Here is a 19,095-nt window from a genome sequence, read left to right on the forward strand (position 1 = left end):
CATGAAAAGGGGGAAGAGGATGAAACGAGTGAAAAAGCTATGGGGCATGAGTCTTGCATTAGGACTTTCGTTTGCGCTGATGGGGTGCACAGCAAATGAACAGGCCGGAAAAGAAGGCAGTCATGATAAGGCAAAAACCAGCGGAGAAAAGGTGCTGTATGTAAATAATGAAAATGAACCGACTTCATTCGATCCGCCGATCGGCTTTAATAATGTGTCATGGCAGCCGTTAAATAACATCATGGAGGGGCTGACGCGTCTTGGCAAAGATCATGAGCCTGAGCCGGCAATGGCGGAGAAGTGGTCTGTTTCGAAAGATAATAAAACTTACACATTTACGATTCGGGAAAATGCGAAATGGACAAACGGAGATCCTGTAACAGCCGGAGACTTCGAATACGCGTGGAAGCGGATGCTTGATCCGAAAAAAGGCGCTTCATCAGCATTCCTAGGTTATTTTATTGAAGGCGGCGAAGCATATAACAGCGGGAAAGGGAAAAAAGACGATGTGAAGGTGACGGCAAAGGATGATCGAACCCTTGAAGTTACACTGGAAGCACCGCAAAAATATTTTCTGAGCGTTGTGTCCAATCCTGCGTATTTTCCGGTAAATGAAAAGGTCGATAAAGACAATCCAAAGTGGTTTGCTGAGGCGGATACATTTGTCGGAAACGGCCCGTTTAAGCTGACGGAATGGAAGCATGATGACAGCATCACTATGGAGAAAAGCGACACGTATTGGGATAAAGATACCGTGAAGCTTGATAAGGTGAAATGGGCGATGGTCAGTGACAGAAATACAGATTATCAGATGTTTCAATCAGGGGAACTTGATACCGCTTATGTCCCTGCAGAGTTAAGCGACCAGCTGATGGATCAGGATAACGTCAATATTGTTGACCAGGCGGGTCTCTATTTCTATCGATTTAATGTCAACATGGAGCCATTCCAAAATGAAAACATCAGAAAAGCCTTTGCGATGGCTGTGGATCAAGAGGAAATTGTAAAGTACGTCACGAAAAATAATGAAAAACCGGCGCGCGCCTTTGTATCGCCTGGGTTTACGCAGCCTGACGGCAAAGATTTCCGTGAAGCAGGCGGAGACTTGATCAAGCCTAACGAAAGCAAAGCGAAGCAGCTGCTCGAAAAGGGCATGAAGGAAGAAAACTATAATAAGCTTCCTGCGATCACGCTTACTTACAGTACAAAGCCGGAGCATAAAAAGATTGCCGAAGCTATTCAGCAAAAATTGAAAAATAGCCTTGGAGTCGATGTAAAGCTGGCCAATATGGAATGGAACGTATTTTTAGAGGATCAAAAAGCGCTGAAATTCCAATTCTCTCAAAGCTCATTTTTGCCTGATTACGCGGACCCTATCAGTTTTCTGGAAGCCTTTCAAACGGGAAATTCGATGAACCGCACAGGCTGGGCCAATAAAGAGTACGATCAGCTGATCAAACAGGCGAAAAATGAAGCCGATGAAAAAACACGTTTCTCTCTTATGCATCAAGCTGAAGAGCTGCTCATCAATGAAGCGCCCATCATTCCGGTTTATTTTTATAATCAGGTTCACCTGCAAAATGAACAAGTAAAGGGAATTGTCCGTCACCCTGTCGGCTATATCGATTTAAAATGGGCAGATAAAAACTGATGGCGGTGATTGAGGAAATACTGCTTCTTTATGCGAAGGAGCGGTATTTTTTCTCTTTCTTGCACGTATACGTAGGGTGCAGAGCAAATGAAAGGAGTGTTTTCGTTGAACCACAAGCCGAAAGCGCTGAAAAAGGGTGATACAGTCGGAGTGATCGCGCCCGCAAGTCCGCCGGATCCAAAAAAGCTTGACACCGCGCTTTTATTTTTAGAAGAGCTCGGTCTTCAGGTGAAGTTGGGCAAGGCGCTGAAAAACCAGCACGGCTATTTAGCGGGACAGGATGATGAGCGGCTGGCGGATCTCCATGAGATGTTCAGAGACGATGAGGTAAAAGCAGTGTTGTGCGCATGCGGGGGTTTTGGGACAGGACGTATCGCCACGGGCATTGATTTCAGCTTGATCCGCAAACACCCTAAAATCTTTTGGGGATACAGCGATATTACGTTTTTACATACTGCCATTCATCAAAACACAGGTCTTGTCACTTTCCATGGCCCGATGCTCAGCACGGATATTGGCCTTGACGACGTTCACCCGCTGACAAAAGCGTCATATAAGCAGCTCTTCCATGAGACGGAATTCACCTATACAGAAGAGCTTTCTCCGCTGACCGAGCTTGTTCCTGGAAAAGCGGAAGGCGAGCTTGTCGGGGGAAATCTGTCTTTGCTGACGTCTACACTGGGCACGCCATTTGAAATTGATACGAGAGGAAAGCTTCTGTTTATTGAAGATATTGACGAGGAGCCTTATCAAATCGACCGGATGCTGAATCAGCTGAAAATGGCGGGGAAGCTGACGGACGCGGCGGGAATTCTAGTTTGTGATTTTCACAATTGTGTCCCGGTGAAGCGAGAGAAGTCTCTCTCGCTTGAGCAGGTGCTGGAAGACTATATTATTTCTGCGGGCAGGCCTGCTCTGAGAGGATTTAAAATCGGCCACTGCTCGCCAAGTATTGCCGTTCCGATCGGTGCGAAAGCTGCTATGAATACAGCAGAAAAAACAGTCGTAATAGAGGCGGGCGTTTCAGAAGGGGCGCTGAAGACATGAAAATCATTCGAATCGAAACAAGCCGAATCGCTGTCCCGCTGACAAAGCCGTTTAAAACCGCACTTCGCACTGTGTATACGGCTGAATCAGTCATAGTAAGGATTACTTATGACAGCGGTGCAGTCGGATGGGGAGAAGCACCCCCGACGTTAGTGATTACAGGAGACAGCATGGATAGCATTGAAAGTGCCATCCACCATGTGTTGAAGCCGGCATTGCTTGGAAAAAGCCTGGCGGGCTATGAGGCCATTCTGCACGACATCCAGCATCTTCTTACAGGAAATATGAGCGCGAAGGCTGCTGTAGAAATGGCGCTATACGACGGCTGGGCGCAGATGTGCGGGCTGCCGCTTTATCAAATGCTTGGCGGATATCGAGATACGCTGGAAACAGATTATACCGTCAGTGTCAACTCACCTGAAGAGATGGCAGCTGATGCCGAGAATTATCTCAAACAAGGCTTCCAAACGCTGAAAATAAAGGTCGGAAAAGATGATATTGCAACAGATATCGCCCGTATCCAGGAAATCAGAAAACGTGTCGGATCAGCTGTGAAACTGCGTTTAGACGCTAATCAGGGGTGGACGCCGAAGGAAGCGGTAACTGCCGTTCGGAAAATGGAGGATGCGGGCCTAGGCATTGAGCTTGTCGAGCAGCCTGTCCATAAAGATGATCTCGCTGGGCTTAAAAAGGTGACAGATGCAACAGATACGCCGATTATGGCTGATGAAAGTGTTTTTACACCGCGCCAGGCGTTCGAAGTTCTGCAAACCCGGAGCGCAGACTTGATCAATATTAAATTGATGAAAGCGGGCGGCATCAGCGGAGCAGAGAAAATTAATGCAATGGCGGAGGCCTGCGGGGTGGAGTGTATGGTCGGCAGCATGATCGAAACGAAGCTGGGCATTACGGCCGCGGCGCATTTTGCGGCAAGCAAGAGAAACATCACACGCTTTGATTTTGACGCGCCGCTGATGCTGAAAACAGATGTATTCATAGGCGGCATAACATATAGCGGCAGCACGATTTCGATGCCTGGCAAACCGGGCCTCGGAATCACCGGGGCTGCGCTTTTGAAAGGGGAAAAAGAGCAATGATGCACACTGTCATATCAGCATTGGCCAACATCTGGACAGCGCCTGATTCACCGCGTCCGTCTGATCAATTCATGCTTCAACGGACTGTAAGGATCAGAGACTGGCTGGAGCGCATGACGTATGATGAACGGCTTGGATTATGTACAGACAATGTAATCCAAACTCAGGTTCTTTTTGGCGAAAAGGTACTTGTGACAGCGGAACAGGGGGAATGGGTTTCTGTGATCGTGCCTAGCCAGCCATCCCGAAAGGATCCACGCGGATACCCAGGCTGGATGAAAAAGAACCAGCTGGAAAAATCTATGCCCGTCCATTCACAACACGATGTGATGATCAGCAAACCTGCTGCCTTTTTGTACAAAAGCAATGGAGAAAAGGAGATCGAATTGAGCTTTTTGACAGTTCTCCCCCTTATTGCAGATGAAAAAGGATATTTTAAGGTTTCGACCGTTTTGGGAGAAAGGTTTGTGAAGCAAAGTGATGCAGTGCCTGTCAGCCAACAGAAAGGGACTGCTGAAGACATCATTCAAACGGGTGCGTTTTTCCTTGGCCTTCCCTACCTGTGGGGAGGGATCAGCGGGTTTGGGTTTGATTGCTCCGGATTTATGTACAGTATATTTAAGGCGAATGGATACAGCATCCCCCGTGATGCGGGAGATCAGGCTAAGGCGGGGAAGGGTGTCCCGCTTGATGATATGAAAGCCGGTGACCTGCTGTTTTTTGCTTATGAGGAAGGAAAAGGAGCGATTCATCACGTCGGTCTGTATGTAGGCGGCGGGAAAATGCTTCATTCTCCAAAGACAGGGAAGTCAATCGAAATCCTCACATTAAAAGACACAATCTATGAAAAAGAACTTTGTGCGGTGCGCCGCTGTTTTTCAGAATAAGGAGGGAGACAAATGACGCCACTGCCTTTGTTAGAGGTCAGCCAGCTGAAAATGCATTTTGACGCAGGGAAAAAGCGGACAGTCAAAGCCGTCGACGGGGTCACCTTTCAGATTCGTGAAGGAGAAACGTTCGGGCTAGTCGGGGAATCAGGGTGCGGGAAATCAACCTTGGGGAGAGTGCTGATGCGCCTCTATCAGCCAACAGAAGGAAGTGTGATATACAGAGGCACAAATCTTCATGCGCTGAGTGAAAAAGAGCAGTTTGCCTTCAACCGCAAACTGCAGATGATTTTTCAGGACCCCTATGCTTCACTTAATCCGCGCATGACCGTTCGAGAAATTATTTTGGAGCCGATGGAGATTCACAATCTCTACAATACTCATAAAGCGCGGCTTCTCGTCGTGGACGAGCTGCTTGAGGCAGTTGGGCTTCATCCCGATTTTGGCAGCCGTTATCCGCATGAATTCAGCGGCGGGCAAAGGCAAAGAATCGGGATTGCGAGAGCACTGTCGCTGAATCCTGAATTTATCGTGGCGGACGAACCGATTTCTGCACTTGATGTCTCTGTTCAAGCGCAGGTGGTCAACCTGCTGAAGCGGCTTCAAAAAGAGAAAGGGCTTACGTTTTTATTCATTGCCCATGATCTTTCGATGGTGAAGCATATCAGTGACAGGATCGGTGTTATGTACTTAGGACACATGATGGAAATTACAGAGAGCGGCACCTTGTATCGTGAACCGCTCCATCCCTATACAAAGGCGCTTTTGTCCTCGATTCCGATTCCAGATCCTGAATTGGAGGACAAGCGTGAGCGTATTCTCTTGAAAGGGGAGCTGCCGAGCCCGGTCAATCCGCCAAGCGGCTGCGTGTTTCGTACCCGCTGTCCGGAGGCGATGCCTGAATGTGGAGAATCTCGTCCCCAGCTTCAAGAAATCGAACCCGGCCGTTTTGTCGCTTGCCATTTGTATCGAAATGCTGAAACGAAGGAAAAAGTAAGATAAATAAAAAGAGTGGCTCCTTTTTACTAGAGCCACTCCATTTGTTTATACTTGATGTAAAAACTTTACACAAACCGGGTAAGGGACAGAAACCGTTGATGGGAGGAGTGTCAATCGGCCGGTTTCTTTGTCTCTTTCAAACAAGACAAGGTTGCCTGTTTCTTCATTTGAAGCAACGAGGAACTCTTCCGTTGGGTCAAATACAAAGTCACGAGGCCAGTTTCCTTCTGTCGACACTCTTTCTACGAAAGCCAGCTCTCCTGAATATTGATTCACTTCAAATACGGCGATACTGTCATGGCCGCGGTTTGCGACATAAACAAAACGTCCGTCCTGCGTGACATGTATTGCGCTTCCCTGGCTGTTATCTGTAAAATCATCAGGGATGGCAGAAACGACTTGGATTTCTCTAAATTCGCCGGCTGTCGGGTTGTATTCAAGCGCAATCACTTCATTGCTTAATTCTGTCATGACATAAGCGTATTTTTCTTTCGGATGAAAAGCGATATGGCGAGGTCCTGCACCGGGAGCGAAGGAATGGCTTCCGGATTCAGTCAACACACCGTCTTTAAGCTTATAGGTGCAGAGCTTATCTATACCTAAATCAACCGCTACCACATAATTGTGTTCAGGTGTGAACCCCGCGTAGTGTGTATGCGGTTTTTCTTGTCTTTCGTGCGGCCCTTTTCCTGTGTGAGCGGCCTCTGAAACAGGTGATTGCAAGCTGCCGTCTTCCTGAACCGGAAAAACGTGTACCTTCCCGCTGTGATAATTGGCAGTCAGTACGAATTGATTTTGATCATCAACGCTTACGTGGCATGGCGAAGGGCCATCAATTAACTGATGATTCAGAAATGTCAATTCGCCGCTGTTTTTATCGATTTGATAGGCAGCAACTCCGCCTTGGCCGTCTGCTTTTTCGATGGAATAAAGGATGGTGTTGTTTTTATTCGTCGCCACATATGTCGGGTTGCCCAGCTTAGCGGCCAGCTTTGGCTCGCTGAGTGCTTTTTTCTCAGTATCAAGCTCAAATGAATAAATTCCTTCGCTTCCGCCTTTTGTATATGTTCCCACATATCCTATGTATTTTGTCATGCGATTTCCCCCTTAAAAATGATGTCACCTCTATATTAACGTATCTTGATAAAATAAGCTGTTCAAAACATGAAAAAGGGGAAGATTCTTCATTCGCCTCGAATCAGCGGCATTGTGCAGCACCTGAAGGAGCCGCCTGATTTAATAATTTCTGACAGGTCAATTTCGATAATGTGATAGCCTCTTTTCGATAGCTGTTGATTGACATGGCGGTTGCCAGGGAGACTGATGATCGTTTTTTTTCCGATTGAAAGGACGTTGGTGCCAAGCGTAAATTGTTCGTCCTCGGGCACCTCAATAAGATCATAACGTTTTGCCAGCATATCGGCTGCATCTGGCTCAATGGCCTGTGAATAAATTAACGCTTCGCTTTCAGATATAATGTTAAATACGCAGTCCAAATGCAAAAATTTTTCATGAAGCTTCACTGGAACGATCGTATATTCAGGAAGTGCCTCTTCCAGCTGGCCGATAGCTGAAATGTCGGTGCGCTGGCTGATTCCGACATAGACAATGTCATCATCGATAATGACGTCTCCGCCTTCAATACTCGTATCAAGCATGCGGGTGTAAGAGATACCTTGGCTGTGAAAAAAATCTTTTATAACGGCTTCTTCTCCTTGGCGAATCGGTTCAGTCATGCTTGACAGAAAGGCTTTTTCTCCGATGACAAATCCTATGTCCCTAGTAAAAACCTGCTCTGGTAGTCCGTCGCGAACGGGCAAAAGGACGACCTCAACGTTGTGTGACCTAAGTGCCTCCACTAAGCGGCTGTGCTGGTCGTTAGCGGTTTTTACATGAATATTGTCATCTTCAAAATGTTTTTGTGTTTCGTTTATAACATCTTTTATGGTCATGTGCTCAGGTTTGCATAAGATCACTTTTTGAAGTGTGCCGTATTCCGTTCGGCATACCGTTTTGTGCTGAGATTTCGGGATGGATACGTCCATTTGTTTTTCCTCCTAAAGTGTGAAGAATACATTTATTATTCCCTCATCATGAAAATCATTAAACCATTTTAAATTTTAGACAAATGGAAGAGAATATTGTTTAATAGGAGAATATAAGTGCATTTAGCTAAAAGATCAGACATCAAAGGGGAGAAAGGTATGGAAACACCGGAAACAAGATTTTGTAAAGAGTCAAAGGTTGTGAAAACCAGCAGGGTGTTCCCGCTTGACACGAACAACCATAATACGCTGTTTGGCGGAAAATTAATGAGCTACATAGACGACATTGCCTCTATTTCAGCGGCGCGCCATTGCAGACGTGAAACGGTAACAGCTTCAATGGATTCTGTAGATTTTTTAAAGCCGATCGGGCAAAAGGATTCTGTCTGCCTAGAGTCATATGTGACATGGGTCGGCACATCTTCCATGGAAGTATTTGTGAAAGTTATTAAGGAGCATTTGATGACTGGCGAACGGGAACTCGCTGCCACATCCTTTTTGACATTTGTCGCATTAGATTCAAATGGCAAGCCGGTGCCTGTACCGAGGGTTGTACCGGAAACAGAAGAAGAAATCATGCTGCATAATACAGCTGTACAGCGTGCTAATGAACGTAAGAACCGCAAGAAACACAGCCAGGCGCTTGCAAATGCGCTCGGAACTGATAAGCCTTGGTGAACGTTAAACCCAAAACATAAGTTGTTTTGGGTTTTTTTGTACTTTTCAATGGTGATTATTACAATGGTTAGTCCGTTTTTGCTAGGAGATTCTATAAAAAAGCAACAAATGTCACGTTAAATTGATAATTTTGTGACAACTTTATTAAAGATTCATTTTAAATATATCTTTTATTCGTAAGATCATGTATTTTAAAGATATATTTTAAATACATCTTTTCGAAAGGATTGTTTATACAATGTTAGATAACAAAACAATCGAAATTATTAAAAGCACTGTACCCGTATTGCAACAGCATGGAGAAACAATCACTGGCCGTTTTTACGATCGGATGTTTCAAGACCATCCAGAGCTTTTGAACATTTTTAATCAAACAAACCAAAAGAAAAAAACACAGCGAACTGCACTGGCAAATGCCGTTATTGCAGCTGCGGCAAACATTGACCAATTAGGAAACATCATTCCGGTTGTCAAACAAATCGGCCACAAGCACCGCAGTATCGGAATTAAGCCTGAGCACTACCCAATCGTCGGTAAATATTTGCTGATTGCGATTAAAGATGTATTGGGAGACGCTGCAACTCCTGACATTATGCAGGCATGGGAAAAAGCGTACGGAGTCATTGCTGACGCGTTCATCGGAATTGAAAAAGACATGTATGAACAGGCTGAAGAGCAAGCCGGCGGCTGGAAGGAGTATAAGCCATTCGTTATCGCAAAAAAAGAGCGGGAAAGCAAAGAAATTACATCCTTCTATTTGAAACCGGAAGACGGCAAGCCGTTACCTGAATTCCAAGCAGGGCAATATATCAGCATCAAAGTGCGGATTCCTGATTCTGAATATACGCATATCCGCCAGTACAGCCTGTCTGATATGCCGGGAAAAGACTATTATCGAATTTCAGTGAAGAAAGATGGTGTCGTGTCTTCCTACTTACACGATGGGCTGCAGGAGGGAGATTCAATAGAGATCAGCGCACCGGCAGGGGACTTTGTTTTAGATCATGCATCACAAAAAGATCTCGTTTTGATCAGTGCCGGAGTTGGCATTACACCAATGATCAGCATGCTGAAAACATCTGTTTCCAAACAGCCTGAACGGAAAATTCTGTTCATTCATGCGGCGAAAAACAGTGAATATCATGCATTGCGCCATGAAGTAGAAGAAGCAGCAAAACATTCTGCTGTTAAAACAGCATTTGTGTATCGCGAGCCGACAGAGGAAGACCGTGCAGGTGATCTGCATTTTCATGAAGGACAGATTGATCAGCAATTCCTCAAAGAACTGATTGCCAACACAGATGCGGATTACTATATTTGCGGTTCACCGTCGTTTATTACGGCAATGCATAAGCTTGTATCAGAGCTCGGATCAGCGCCGGAGTCTATCCATTACGAGCTATTCGGCCCGCAATTAAGTTTGGCGCAGTCCGTTTGAACACATACATGAAACTCTTCTCCTTTCAGAGAAGAGTTTTTTATTGAGATATAAGAAGGCAGACAAGCGCCGGTTTCTACATCCGGACAATCACAGACCCGCCGCCATTTGTGCATACACGGTTTTGCTGTTCTTGCATTGTTCTCAGCAATTCATTGTTTACCTCAATCGCTCTAATTAGTTGCTCCATCCTTAGCTCCAAACCGGCCAGCCTGTCGATTGTTTGCTGCTGGTAGCCCTCGGGTTGGGGAGCCAATGGCAGATCAAAGGGCCAAAGGGCATTCGACTTCTGATTTTTCATATTGCGTATTGCGCCTCCAATCGGTGTCACTTTCTATTATGTTATGTTCAGGCGATATGCACGTTCGCCTAGACACTGATGCATAGAGGGCCTGCCACGGGGCACAATAGGTTCAATATGACCAGCGGATGGAGGTAAAGATCGGTGTTATGGATGGTATGGGTATTTTTACTGAAGCCAGTTATCGTATTTTCGATTGCATATATTTTATTTCGGCTTGCCGGTAAAAAAGCTGTGTCACAAATGAACAATTTTGACCTGCTTTTGACCTTCGCAATCGGAACCATTATCAGTGAGCCGATCCTTACATCCAAGCTGCCGATGTCAATTTATTATGCGGGTGCTTTTTTGGTGCTTTATCTTATCATGAGCAAGCTCTCTTTATCTAATAAATGGCGATGGCTCCTGGTCGTGAGCCCGACTGTCCTAATCCGAAACGGGGATATTGATGAACGCGGCCTTCGTAAAGAAAGGCTGACTGTTAATGAGCTGCTTGGAAAGCTGAGGGAAAAGGGCTATGCCGACCCGGCTGACATTGATCTTGCTATCATTGAAGAAACGGGAGAAGTAAGCGTCATCCCGAAAGAGGAAGCGAGAGCGGTGCAGGTGCGGGATTTGAATATGGAAGCTGAACGGAATTTTATCCCGATTCCGCTCATACTGGATGGCGAAATCCTTGATCATAATTTGAAATATCTCCAAAAAAACCGATCTTGGCTGTTTGAGAAGCTTGAGGAAAAAGGGTACAGCCCCAAACTGCTGTCTTCGATTACCCTTGGCACGATGAATGCACGCGGTGATATATCCCTTGATTTAAATACCGCTAATGAACCGCAGCATGATCCTTACTTATATAAACCGGGAAATAACAATTAAGATGGCTCTCTCTTGTAATGAGAGCTTTTTTCTTTTTTAAAGGGAATTTTTGTTTGGTGTCAAATGTACCTAGTTAGGAGGGGAACTGAACATGAAGGACTTATCCATAAGAAACGACATGGCGCCAACGGTCAGTTTGCTGTATTCCGCAGTGGAAGAAAACAGTCTCCGTCTGGCTTCCATCGTAAGCCATATGACACACAGTGAACTTTACTATAAGGGGCGCTGCCAAACAAAAAACAGCACGGCTCAGCTTTTGCACCATATCACAAATGTTGATATCAGATGGGTCTGGCGTATCAAGGAAAATCGGATACCGGACCATATTGAACAGGCATACGGCCCGATGACAGATGAAAGCGGACGGCTGCCTGAACCGGTGAATCAGCCAGGCTTAGATGAACTCCTGAAAAGACATCAGCATGTAGTAGAGGAGTTGAAATCGGTATGCTTCACTTTAACTGAAAATGCTTTGAACCAGCCGCTTTCCTTCGAAGGTGACACCGCGACGATACGATGGGGAATTTGGCATATGGCAGATCATAACCGCTATCATCAGGCACATATTGAAGCTCTCAAAAAAGAATGGAAGCAGGATGTGGCGAAGTATGAACGCTAAAACGAAGCTTGTGACTGATCGAATTCGTTTGCGCTGTATGGAAGATCGGGATCAAGCCACTTTGTTTGGGCTGCTTTTTAATGATCCTGACGTCATGACATATTATTCCGGTTTAAAAGATAAGAGGCAAACCCGCGAGTGGGTCAATTGGAACCAACGAAATGAAAAAGGGTACGGCGTTAGTCTGTGGATCGCCGAAGATAAGCGGACAGGGGAGTTTTTGGGGCAATGCGGCATCGTTCCCCAGCAGATCGAAAATCAAACCGTAATGGAAATTGGCTATATGTTTGCCCGCCGCCACTGGGGGAACGGCTATGCGCAAGAAGCGGCTCGGGCCTGTCTGGACTATGGCTTTAACGAGCGGCAGTTCGGCAAAATGGCGGCTTTGATTGATCCGGGTAACAAAGCGTCCATACGGGTAGCGGAGAAAATCGGCATGCATTACAGCAAAACGATCAGAAAATGGAATAAACCGATCGCGGTATATGAAAGAAAATCTTACAATTGAAAGATAGAGCTGAGTTTAGTATCATGATATCATGTAAAGTTTTCTAGGGTTCCGCATGTCAATTGACATGGACTGGTCCGAGAGAAAACACATACGCGTAAATAGAAGCGCGTATGCACACGGAGGGAAAAAAGCCCGGGAGAGTCAATCTCATGTGAGACGACTGTCCGGGGTTTTTTTGTTTTCGGAGAATCTTAATAGATAGAAAGGAATGACTCAAAATGAAATGGGGATTGGTCGTGCTTGCCGCTGTTTTCGAGGTTGTTTGGGTGATAGGCTTAAAGCACGCTGACTCAGCCTTAACATGGAGCGGCACTGCCATCGGCATCATATTCAGCTTTTACCTTCTAATGAAGGCGACTCACAGTCTGCCTGTTGGTACCGTGTATGCCGTCTTTACCGGGCTCGGCACAGCGGGAACAGTACTTAGTGAAATCGTTCTCTTTCATGAACCGGTTGGATGGCCGAAGCTATTGTTAATTGGCGTGCTCTTAATCGGTGTAATCGGGTTGAAGCTTGTGACACAGGATGAGACAGAGGAAAAAGGAGGCGAGGCATAATGCTGCACTGGATCAGTTTACTGTGCGCGGGCTGTTTAGAAATGGCCGGCGTGGCCCTTATGAATCAATATGCGAAAGAAAAAAGCGTGAAATGGGTGCTGTTGATCATTGTTGGTTTTGCCGCTTCATTTTCCTTGCTGTCGTACGCAATGGAAACCATTCCGATGGGAACGGCTTACGCGGTCTGGACAGGAATTGGCACCGCCGGCGGGGCGCTTATCGGCATCCTCTTTTACAAGGAGCAGAAAGACGCCAAACGGATCTTCTTTATCGCGTTGATTTTATGCTCAGCAGTTGGTTTAAAAATTCTGTCATAAATTGATTTTTATCAAATCTTCAGTATAATGGATAAATAGTTTAGACTTACAAAGATAAGAGGGATTATTCATGAAATCATATATGACTCAGCGGTTGGACGAATACCGTGACGGAAATGAGGATAAAGGTCGGCTCTTGGTCAGCTGCCCCGATCAGCCGGGTATCGTCTCTGCAGTTTCCGCGTTTTTATTTGAACACGGTGCCAATATTATAGAATCAAATCAATATACGACAGACCCTGAAGGCGGCCGGTTCTTCCTGAGAATCGAATTCGACTGCGCAGGCATTCGTGAGAAAAAAACATCACTTCAGGCGGCGTTTGCCTCTGTAGCGGAAAAATTCGCCATGACATGGAGCTTAACTTTGGCAAGTGAATTGAAGCGTGTCGCCATTTTTGTTTCAAAGGAGCTCCACTGCCTGCATGAGCTGATTTGGGAATGGCAAACCGGCAACCTGATGGCGGAGATCGCTGTTGTCATCAGTAACCATGAGGAAGCGAGAGAGCTGGTTGAGCGCCTGAACATTCCATTCCACTATATGAAAGCGAACAAAGACATCAGAGCGGAAGTCGAAAAGAAGCAGCTTGAACTGCTGGAGCAGTACGATGTTGATGTCATCGTTCTCGCACGCTATATGCAGATTCTAACTCCTGATTTTGTTTCGGCTCATCCGAATCGCATCATCAATATCCACCATTCATTCCTGCCAGCTTTTATCGGTGCGAATCCGTACAAACGGGCCTACGAGCGCGGCGTGAAACTGATCGGTGCGACATCTCATTATGTGACAAACGATCTTGATGAAGGGCCGATCATTGAACAGGATATTGAGCGTGTGGACCACCGCGATAATGCGGAAGCGCTGAAAAACATCGGAAGAACAATTGAGCGCAGCGTGCTTGCCCGTGCTGTGAAATGGCATTTGGAAGACCGTGTCATCGTTCATGAAAATAAAACAATCGTCTTTAACTAGACTGCAAGAGGCCCGCGCAATGCGGGCTATTTTTGATGACAAAAAACCTTGACAAGTGTCTTTTTTCTTTGCATAATATAAAAAAATCATTGAGCGTTGAAGAGGATTAGTAAGCAGACCTTTCTGTGACAGAGAGCAAAATGAATCGCTGAAACATTTTGCCGCATGAAACCTGCCGAACCTGCCTTGGAGTCCTAGGGGAAAAACCTAGGCGCATAACCTGGCGTTACAGGAGAGCGGAGCGTGCACAAGCGCGTTCAATCAAGGTGGTACCACGGAAACCCATTTCGTCCTTATGAATCAGGATGAAATGGGTTTTTTTATTGTAGAAGAGCCGCGGAGGAGAATAAATGAAAAAACAAAGAATAGTAGTGAAAATAGGAAGCAGTTCGCTCACGAATAGCAAAGGAAGCATTGATGAGGCAAAAATCAGAGAGCATGTTCAGGCGATTTCCGTGTTAAAAAAAGCGGGGCATGAAATGATTCTGATTACCTCGGGTGCCGTAGCGGCGGGGTTTTCCAGCCTCGGTTATCCGTCCCGTCCCGTTACCATCAAAGGAAAACAGGCGGCGGCCGCGGTCGGACAAACACTGTTAATGCAGCAATATATGAATCAATTTAAACAATACTCACTGACTCCGGGACAAATCCTTTTAACGAGAAATGATTTTTCGAAAAGAGAACGGTATCGAAACGCGTATGCTACGATAATGGAATTATTGGAACGCGGCGTCATTCCGATTATCAACGAGAACGATTCTACATCTGTTGAAGAATTGACATTCGGAGATAATGATATGCTTTCTGCGTTAGTCAGCGGATTGATTCACGCGGACCAGCTCATGATTCTCACCGACATTAACGGACTGTATGATGCCAATCCAAATGAAAATCCTGAGGCGAAACGATTTGATTATTTGCCAGAGATCACGCCTGAATTGCTTGGATATGCAGGTTCAGCTGGATCAAAGGTCGGCACCGGCGGAATGAAATCAAAGCTGTTAGCCGCACAAACCGCGCTGTCTCTGGGAGTGAAAGTATTCATTGGAACTGGCAGCGGAGAGCAAAAACTTGCGGACATTTTGGACGGCAGGGGAGACGGCACTTATATCGGAGACAAAGAACTATCTTCGGTTAACAACACAAGGCAGTGGATTCAGTTCCACTCGCCGATATCGGGAGAAATTATCATTGATGCGGGTGCCGAGGAGGCGATGATCCATAATGGAAGCAGCCTTTTGCCCGCTGGCGTTGTGGGCGTGAACGGAAGCTTTCCGAAAGGGGCGGTCGTGGAAGTCAGGGGACCGGGCGGCGTGATCGGCAAAGGCCAAACCCATTACTCCTCTGAGGAGATTATGGAGGCCAAGGGCAAACGCAGTGACGAACTTGATTTTGAGAAAACGTTTGAGGTTATTCATAGGAATGACTGGGTCAATGTAAAAGACTAGGAGGCGGAAAAATGAGTGAAGTTTCTGTAAAAGCGAAGCTGGCGAAAGAAGCAGCAGCCGAAATGATCATGAAAACAACAGCCGAGAAGGATGAGGCGCTCAGCCTCATTGCAAACGGACTCCGCAAAGAACTGGATTTTCTCTTGGCGGAGAATGCAAAAGACATTGTGAACGGAAAAGAGAATGGTTTAACACCGGACATCATTGACCGTCTCACATTGGATGAGAAACGGATACGCGATATCGCGGACGCGGTGGAGCTCTTAATCGACTTAGCGGACCCGGTCGGCGACTCTCTTGAAACGATTGAAAAAGAAAACGGCCTGTTTATTGAAAAAATCCGTGTGCCGCTCGGTGTCGTAGGAATGATTTATGAGGCGAGGCCAAACGTCACAGTTGATGCGGCTACCCTTTGCCTGAAGACAGGGAACGCGGTTGTGCTGCGGGGAAGCTCCTCAGCCATCCACAGCAACAAAGCGCTCGTCAGTGTCATTCACAGAGCACTTGAGCAATCAGCGCTTCCGATTCACGCTGTGCAGCTGATTGAGGATACGAGCAGAGAGACAGCAAAAGAGCTCTTTACGTTAAATGATGGCTTAGACGTATTGATTCCGCGCGGAGGCAAGAAACTGATTGATCTCGTTGTGAGAGAATCAACGGTTCCTGTATTAGAAACGGGAGCAGGAAACTGCCACATATTCATTGACGAAACAGCCAAACCGCAAATGGCAGAAAAGGTTGTCGTAAATGCCAAAACGCAACGCCCTTCCGTATGCAACGCGATTGAATCATTGCTGATTCACAAGGCTTGGGCAAGACAGCATGGGAGAGAATTGCTGGACCAGCTGGAAAACGCGGGAGTTGAAATTCGCGGTGATGAATTGGTATGTGAACTTCATCCTTCAGGCAAACAAGCATCAAAAGAAGATTGGGAAACCGAATTTTTAGCGCCTGTCCTCAGCGTAAAGACGGTTGAAAACGTCCAAGAAGCTGTGAAGCATATCCAACAATACGGCACCAATCATTCTGAAGCGATTTTAACTGAAAATGACAAAAACGCGGCATATTTTCAAACGGCTGTCGATGCTGCCGCTGTCTATCATAACGCGTCAACCCGCTTTACCGACGGCTTTGAATTCGGCTACGGAGCCGAAATCGGCATCAGCACGCAAAAGCTTCATGCAAGAGGACCGATGGGGCTTCCTGCACTGACTTCTACAAAATACATCATTAAAGGAACTGGGCAAATCCGTGAATAGCGGGGCAATGTTCAATGAAAAAGCTTATCTCATTACGAGATAAGCTTTTTTATACGCGAAAAATTGACATTTCAAATTTAATTGTGTACAATTTAATTGTATAAAATATATTGGGGGAATGAAAAATGAGTCAGCCATTATTTACAGCAACTGTTTCAGCGGTAGGAGGAAGAGAAGGAAAGGTCATTTCATCAGACCGCGTTCTTGAGCTTGATGTCGCAATGCCGGGGACACCGAGAGCCAAGAAATTAGAAAAAGCGACAAATCCAGAGCAGCTGTTTGCAGCAGGTTATGCAGCTTGCTTTGACAGCGCCCTGCAGCTCGTCGCAAGAACAGAACGGGTAAAAGTAGAGACAGAGGTTACAGCGAATGTAAGTCTGTTAAAGGATGAAGCGGACCAGGGCTACAAGCTTGGTGTGACGCTGCAAGTAAAAGGAGAAGGAGTCAGTGCATCAGAATTGGAGGCGCTTGTGAAAAAAGCGCACGGCGTCTGCCCGTACTCAAAAGCAACCTCCGGAAATATTGATGTGACACTTGAAGTTGCTGAATAAATAAAAAGAGGATGCCTGTACAAGGCATCCTCAATTTTTTTGATGAAGTGTTTCCAGCAATGTATATAGAGCGGATTTTAACTGTTTGAGATCCTCCCCAGACTGCTTTGAGAGCCCCAGAATTGTCTCTGGAATGTCAACCGCTTTTTCTTTTAATAATGCTCCGGCCTCTGTCAGGCTGATCAACACGGACCGCTCATCCTCTTCAGATCTTTTTCTCGTAATCAAACCCTGTTGTTCCATTCGTTTAAGCATCGGAGTGAGCGTCCCTGAATCTAAATACAGCTGTTCGCCCATTTTTTTGACAGTAAGCGTTTCATGTTCCCATAACAATAGCAAAGCCAAATATTGAGGGTATGTTATATTCAGCTTATCAAGCAGCGGCTTGTATTGCTTTGTCATTTCCCGCGAACTCGCATATAGCAAAAAACAAAGCTGATTCTCCAATTTCATATGATCAAATTTATTTTCCATTTTGTTCACCAACTCTTTTTTGTCATTCGATTCTATTGTATCTGAAAAACCTCACTTTTCCTATTCTCGGCAAACATAGCATGTTTAAAAAGATCAGAAAGGGAAATATAACAACTAGATACAAATAAGGAGGTTGGGAAATATGGCACTATTTACAGCAAAAGTAACCGCGCGAGGCGGACGAGCAGGACATATTACATCAGATGACGGTGTTCTTGATTTTGATATTGTCATGCCAAATGCCAAAAAAGAAGGACAAACCGGCACAAATCCGGAACAGCTCTTTGCGGCAGGGTATGCTGCATGCTTCGGCGGCGCGCTCGAACACGTAGCCAAAGAGCAGAATATCGAAATTGATTCGGAGATTGAAGGGCAGGTCAGCCTCATGAAGGATGAGAGCGACGGCGGGTTTAAAATCGGTGTCACACTTGTTGTGAACACGAAAGATTTAGATCGGGAAAAGGCACAAGAGCTTGTCAACGCCGCTCATGAATTCTGTCCTTACTCAAAGGCAACCAGAGGAAATGTTGATGTAAAACTCGAATTAAAATAATGACCGGCATCCTGAGTGTTCTCAGGATGTTTTTTGGTGTCGGAGCGGGTGTGATCTTTTCGAAGTCTGAGACATTTCTTATAAATGGATTTAGACTTATATCCATTATGAATTGACGCGGAACGGGGTAGGGGTGGGCACAGAAATTGATAAAACGTCAGAGAAGCGATCACAGCGTTTAAAGCCTGCAAAAGTTACAGATGAAGGGGGCGGCTGGCTCGGTGTCTGCAAAGCTGAATTCCGGCGCGCATGATGGCTGTTTTGTATTTGCACAGGGCATAGCGCTACTTGGAGAAATAACAAGGACCAGGCCGCGCATGCCTGATCCTTTTAATATTCTTTCTTATTGGCGAAGTTCCGCCATGCTTGAAAAGGGGATAAATGCTCTGTTAGTGTCACTTGATAAAAGGGGATCGTTCTTTCTTCAGCAGGTTTATCAATTTCTTTATAAATGAATGAATCATCAAACCCGGCTTCGGCAGCGTCTGTGTGCTCAGCTGCATAGAAAACGGCTTTAGGCCGGGCCCAGTAGATGGCGCCCAAGCACATTGGGCATGGTTCACAGCTCGTATACAAAATGCAGTCATCAAGCTGGTATGCTCCTAGCACCTTACAGGCTTTCCGAATAGCTGTGACTTCCGCGTGGGCAGTCGGATCATTGCTTGTTGTGACGTTGTTCTGTCCCTCTGCAATAATGGCTCCGTCTTTCACGATAACGGCTCCAAAAGGCCCGCCGATTCCTGCATTCACTCCTTCACATGCGAGAGTGACAGCCCGTTTTAAGAACGTTTCATGATTCATCCCAATCCCTCCT

Annotated in this window: 22 protein-coding genes, 1 riboswitch and 1 other annotated feature; of the genes, 17 read left to right on the top strand and 5 right to left on the bottom strand. The window is 45.9% G+C overall.

Features of this window, described 5'->3' with window-relative positions; genetic code table 11:
• Position 1 precedes the first annotated feature (1 nt).
• The 5 genes from dppE (at position 2) to MKY50_RS07215 (ending at position 5,684) form a co-directional block, all read left to right on the top strand.
• Positions 2–1,651, top strand: a complete 1,650-nt coding sequence (dppE, locus tag MKY50_RS07195; RefSeq protein ID WP_080316900.1) for a dipeptide ABC transporter substrate-binding protein DppE — start codon at positions 2–4, stop codon at positions 1,649–1,651.
• A gap of 87 nt (positions 1,652–1,738) precedes the next feature.
• Entirely contained in the window at positions 1,739–2,698 is a 960-nt protein-coding gene (locus tag MKY50_RS07200; RefSeq protein ID WP_341116402.1) for a S66 peptidase family protein, read from the top strand.
• Positions 2,695–3,795 carry an L-Ala-D/L-Glu epimerase gene (ykfB, locus tag MKY50_RS07205; protein ID WP_341116404.1) on the top strand — a complete coding sequence of 367 codons (1,101 nt, stop codon included), beginning with the start codon at positions 2,695–2,697 and terminating at the stop codon, positions 3,793–3,795. The genes MKY50_RS07200 and ykfB overlap by 4 nt, the downstream gene beginning before the upstream one ends.
• A complete protein-coding gene (gene eepC, locus MKY50_RS07210) occupies positions 3,792–4,682 on the top strand; it encodes a gamma-D-glutamyl-L-lysine dipeptidyl-peptidase (protein ID WP_341116405.1) in 891 nt (296 codons plus the stop codon). The genes ykfB and eepC overlap by 4 nt, the downstream gene beginning before the upstream one ends.
• Before the next feature lie 12 nt (positions 4,683–4,694).
• Complete coding sequence (locus MKY50_RS07215) at positions 4,695–5,684, top strand: ABC transporter ATP-binding protein (RefSeq protein WP_033884972.1); 990 nt, start codon at positions 4,695–4,697, stop codon at positions 5,682–5,684.
• Positions 5,685–5,726: 42 nt separating this feature from the next.
• On the opposite strand, the gene pgl is transcribed toward MKY50_RS07215, so the two are convergent.
• Together pgl and MKY50_RS07225 are read right to left on the bottom strand one after the other, a co-directional pair.
• Positions 5,727–6,776, bottom strand: a complete 1,050-nt coding sequence (gene pgl / locus MKY50_RS07220; protein ID WP_341116408.1) for a 6-phosphogluconolactonase — start codon at positions 6,774–6,776, stop codon at positions 5,727–5,729.
• Positions 6,777–6,865: 89 nt separating this feature from the next.
• Positions 6,866–7,726 carry a dimethylarginine dimethylaminohydrolase family protein gene (locus MKY50_RS07225; protein ID WP_003245320.1) on the bottom strand — a complete coding sequence of 287 codons (861 nt, stop codon included), beginning with the start codon at positions 7,724–7,726 and terminating at the stop codon, positions 6,866–6,868.
• Between the two features lie 159 nt (positions 7,727–7,885).
• Here MKY50_RS07225 and MKY50_RS07230 point away from each other — a divergent pair, with 159 nt between their 5' ends.
• Positions 7,886–8,404: an acyl-CoA thioesterase gene (locus MKY50_RS07230; protein ID WP_003232595.1), complete on the top strand. Its 519-nt coding sequence runs from the start codon at positions 7,886–7,888 to the stop codon at positions 8,402–8,404.
• A 226-nt stretch (positions 8,405–8,630) separates the two neighbouring features.
• Positions 8,631–9,842, top strand: a complete 1,212-nt coding sequence (gene hmpA / locus MKY50_RS07235) for an NO-inducible flavohemoprotein (protein WP_326256540.1) — start codon at positions 8,631–8,633, stop codon at positions 9,840–9,842.
• Positions 9,843–9,918: 76 nt separating this feature from the next.
• Here hmpA and MKY50_RS07240 read toward each other — a convergent pair whose 3' ends face one another.
• On the bottom strand, positions 9,919–10,143 hold the full coding sequence (locus tag MKY50_RS07240) for a hypothetical protein (RefSeq protein ID WP_015715758.1): 225 nt from the start codon (positions 10,141–10,143) through the stop codon (positions 9,919–9,921).
• A 144-nt stretch (positions 10,144–10,287) separates the two neighbouring features.
• On the opposite strand from MKY50_RS07240, the gene MKY50_RS07245 reads away from it, so the two are divergent.
• The 9 genes from MKY50_RS07245 to MKY50_RS07285 all read left to right on the top strand — a co-directional run bounded on the left by MKY50_RS07245 (position 10,288) and on the right by MKY50_RS07285 (position 17,254).
• Positions 10,288–11,019 (top strand): DUF421 domain-containing protein, encoded by a 732-nt coding sequence (locus MKY50_RS07245; RefSeq protein ID WP_015715759.1) that lies wholly within the window; start codon positions 10,288–10,290, stop codon positions 11,017–11,019.
• A 91-nt stretch (positions 11,020–11,110) separates the two neighbouring features.
• Positions 11,111–11,638, top strand: coding sequence for a DinB family protein (locus MKY50_RS07250; RefSeq protein ID WP_122894611.1), 528 nt, complete (start codon positions 11,111–11,113; stop codon positions 11,636–11,638).
• Positions 11,628–12,146: a GNAT family N-acetyltransferase gene (locus tag MKY50_RS07255; RefSeq protein ID WP_003244793.1), complete on the top strand. Its 519-nt coding sequence runs from the start codon at positions 11,628–11,630 to the stop codon at positions 12,144–12,146. Before MKY50_RS07250 ends, MKY50_RS07255 begins: the two co-directional genes overlap by 11 nt.
• 32 nt (positions 12,147–12,178) lie before the next feature.
• A riboswitch (guanidine-I (ykkC/yxkD leader) is annotated at positions 12,179–12,290 on the top strand.
• A gap of 77 nt (positions 12,291–12,367) precedes the next feature.
• Positions 12,368–12,706: a multidrug efflux SMR transporter subunit YkkC gene (gene ykkC / locus MKY50_RS07260; protein ID WP_003232583.1), complete on the top strand. Its 339-nt coding sequence runs from the start codon at positions 12,368–12,370 to the stop codon at positions 12,704–12,706.
• Positions 12,706–13,023, top strand: a complete 318-nt coding sequence (ykkD, locus tag MKY50_RS07265) for a multidrug efflux SMR transporter subunit YkkD (RefSeq protein ID WP_015252242.1) — start codon at positions 12,706–12,708, stop codon at positions 13,021–13,023. The genes ykkC and ykkD overlap by 1 nt, the downstream gene beginning before the upstream one ends.
• A gap of 70 nt (positions 13,024–13,093) precedes the next feature.
• A complete protein-coding gene (purU, locus tag MKY50_RS07270; protein ID WP_341116410.1) occupies positions 13,094–13,996 on the top strand; it encodes a formyltetrahydrofolate deformylase in 903 nt (300 codons plus the stop codon).
• Positions 13,997–14,083: 87 nt separating this feature from the next.
• Positions 14,084–14,294 (top strand) — a binding site (T-box leader).
• 52 nt (positions 14,295–14,346) lie between these two features.
• Positions 14,347–15,444, top strand: coding sequence for a glutamate 5-kinase (proB, locus tag MKY50_RS07275; protein ID WP_014479591.1), 1,098 nt, complete (start codon positions 14,347–14,349; stop codon positions 15,442–15,444).
• An 11-nt stretch (positions 15,445–15,455) separates the two neighbouring features.
• Positions 15,456–16,703, top strand: coding sequence for a glutamate-5-semialdehyde dehydrogenase (gene proA, locus MKY50_RS07280; protein ID WP_003232576.1), 1,248 nt, complete (start codon positions 15,456–15,458; stop codon positions 16,701–16,703).
• A gap of 125 nt (positions 16,704–16,828) precedes the next feature.
• On the top strand, positions 16,829–17,254 hold the full coding sequence (locus MKY50_RS07285) for an organic hydroperoxide resistance protein (RefSeq protein WP_003232574.1): 426 nt from the start codon (positions 16,829–16,831) through the stop codon (positions 17,252–17,254).
• A gap of 30 nt (positions 17,255–17,284) precedes the next feature.
• Here MKY50_RS07285 and ohrR read toward each other — a convergent pair whose 3' ends face one another.
• Entirely contained in the window at positions 17,285–17,728 is a 444-nt protein-coding gene (ohrR, locus tag MKY50_RS07290) for an organic hydroperoxide resistance transcriptional regulator OhrR (protein ID WP_019712470.1), read from the bottom strand.
• Positions 17,729–17,870: 142 nt separating this feature from the next.
• On the opposite strand from ohrR, the gene MKY50_RS07295 reads away from it, so the two are divergent.
• The gene (locus MKY50_RS07295; protein ID WP_003232570.1) at positions 17,871–18,281 is read left to right on the top strand and encodes an organic hydroperoxide resistance protein; all 411 of its coding nucleotides are present in this window, start codon (positions 17,871–17,873) and stop codon (positions 18,279–18,281) included.
• 330 nt (positions 18,282–18,611) lie between these two features.
• Here MKY50_RS07295 and guaD read toward each other — a convergent pair whose 3' ends face one another.
• Positions 18,612–19,082 (bottom strand): guanine deaminase, encoded by a 471-nt coding sequence (guaD, locus tag MKY50_RS07300; RefSeq protein ID WP_003245084.1) that lies wholly within the window; start codon positions 19,080–19,082, stop codon positions 18,612–18,614.
• Between the last annotated feature and the right edge of the window lie 13 nt (positions 19,083–19,095).

Origin of the sequence: Bacillus sp. FSL R7-0685 (genome assembly GCF_038002425.1) — a bacterium.
Lineage (GTDB): Bacteria > Bacillota > Bacilli > Bacillales > Bacillaceae > Bacillus > Bacillus subtilis.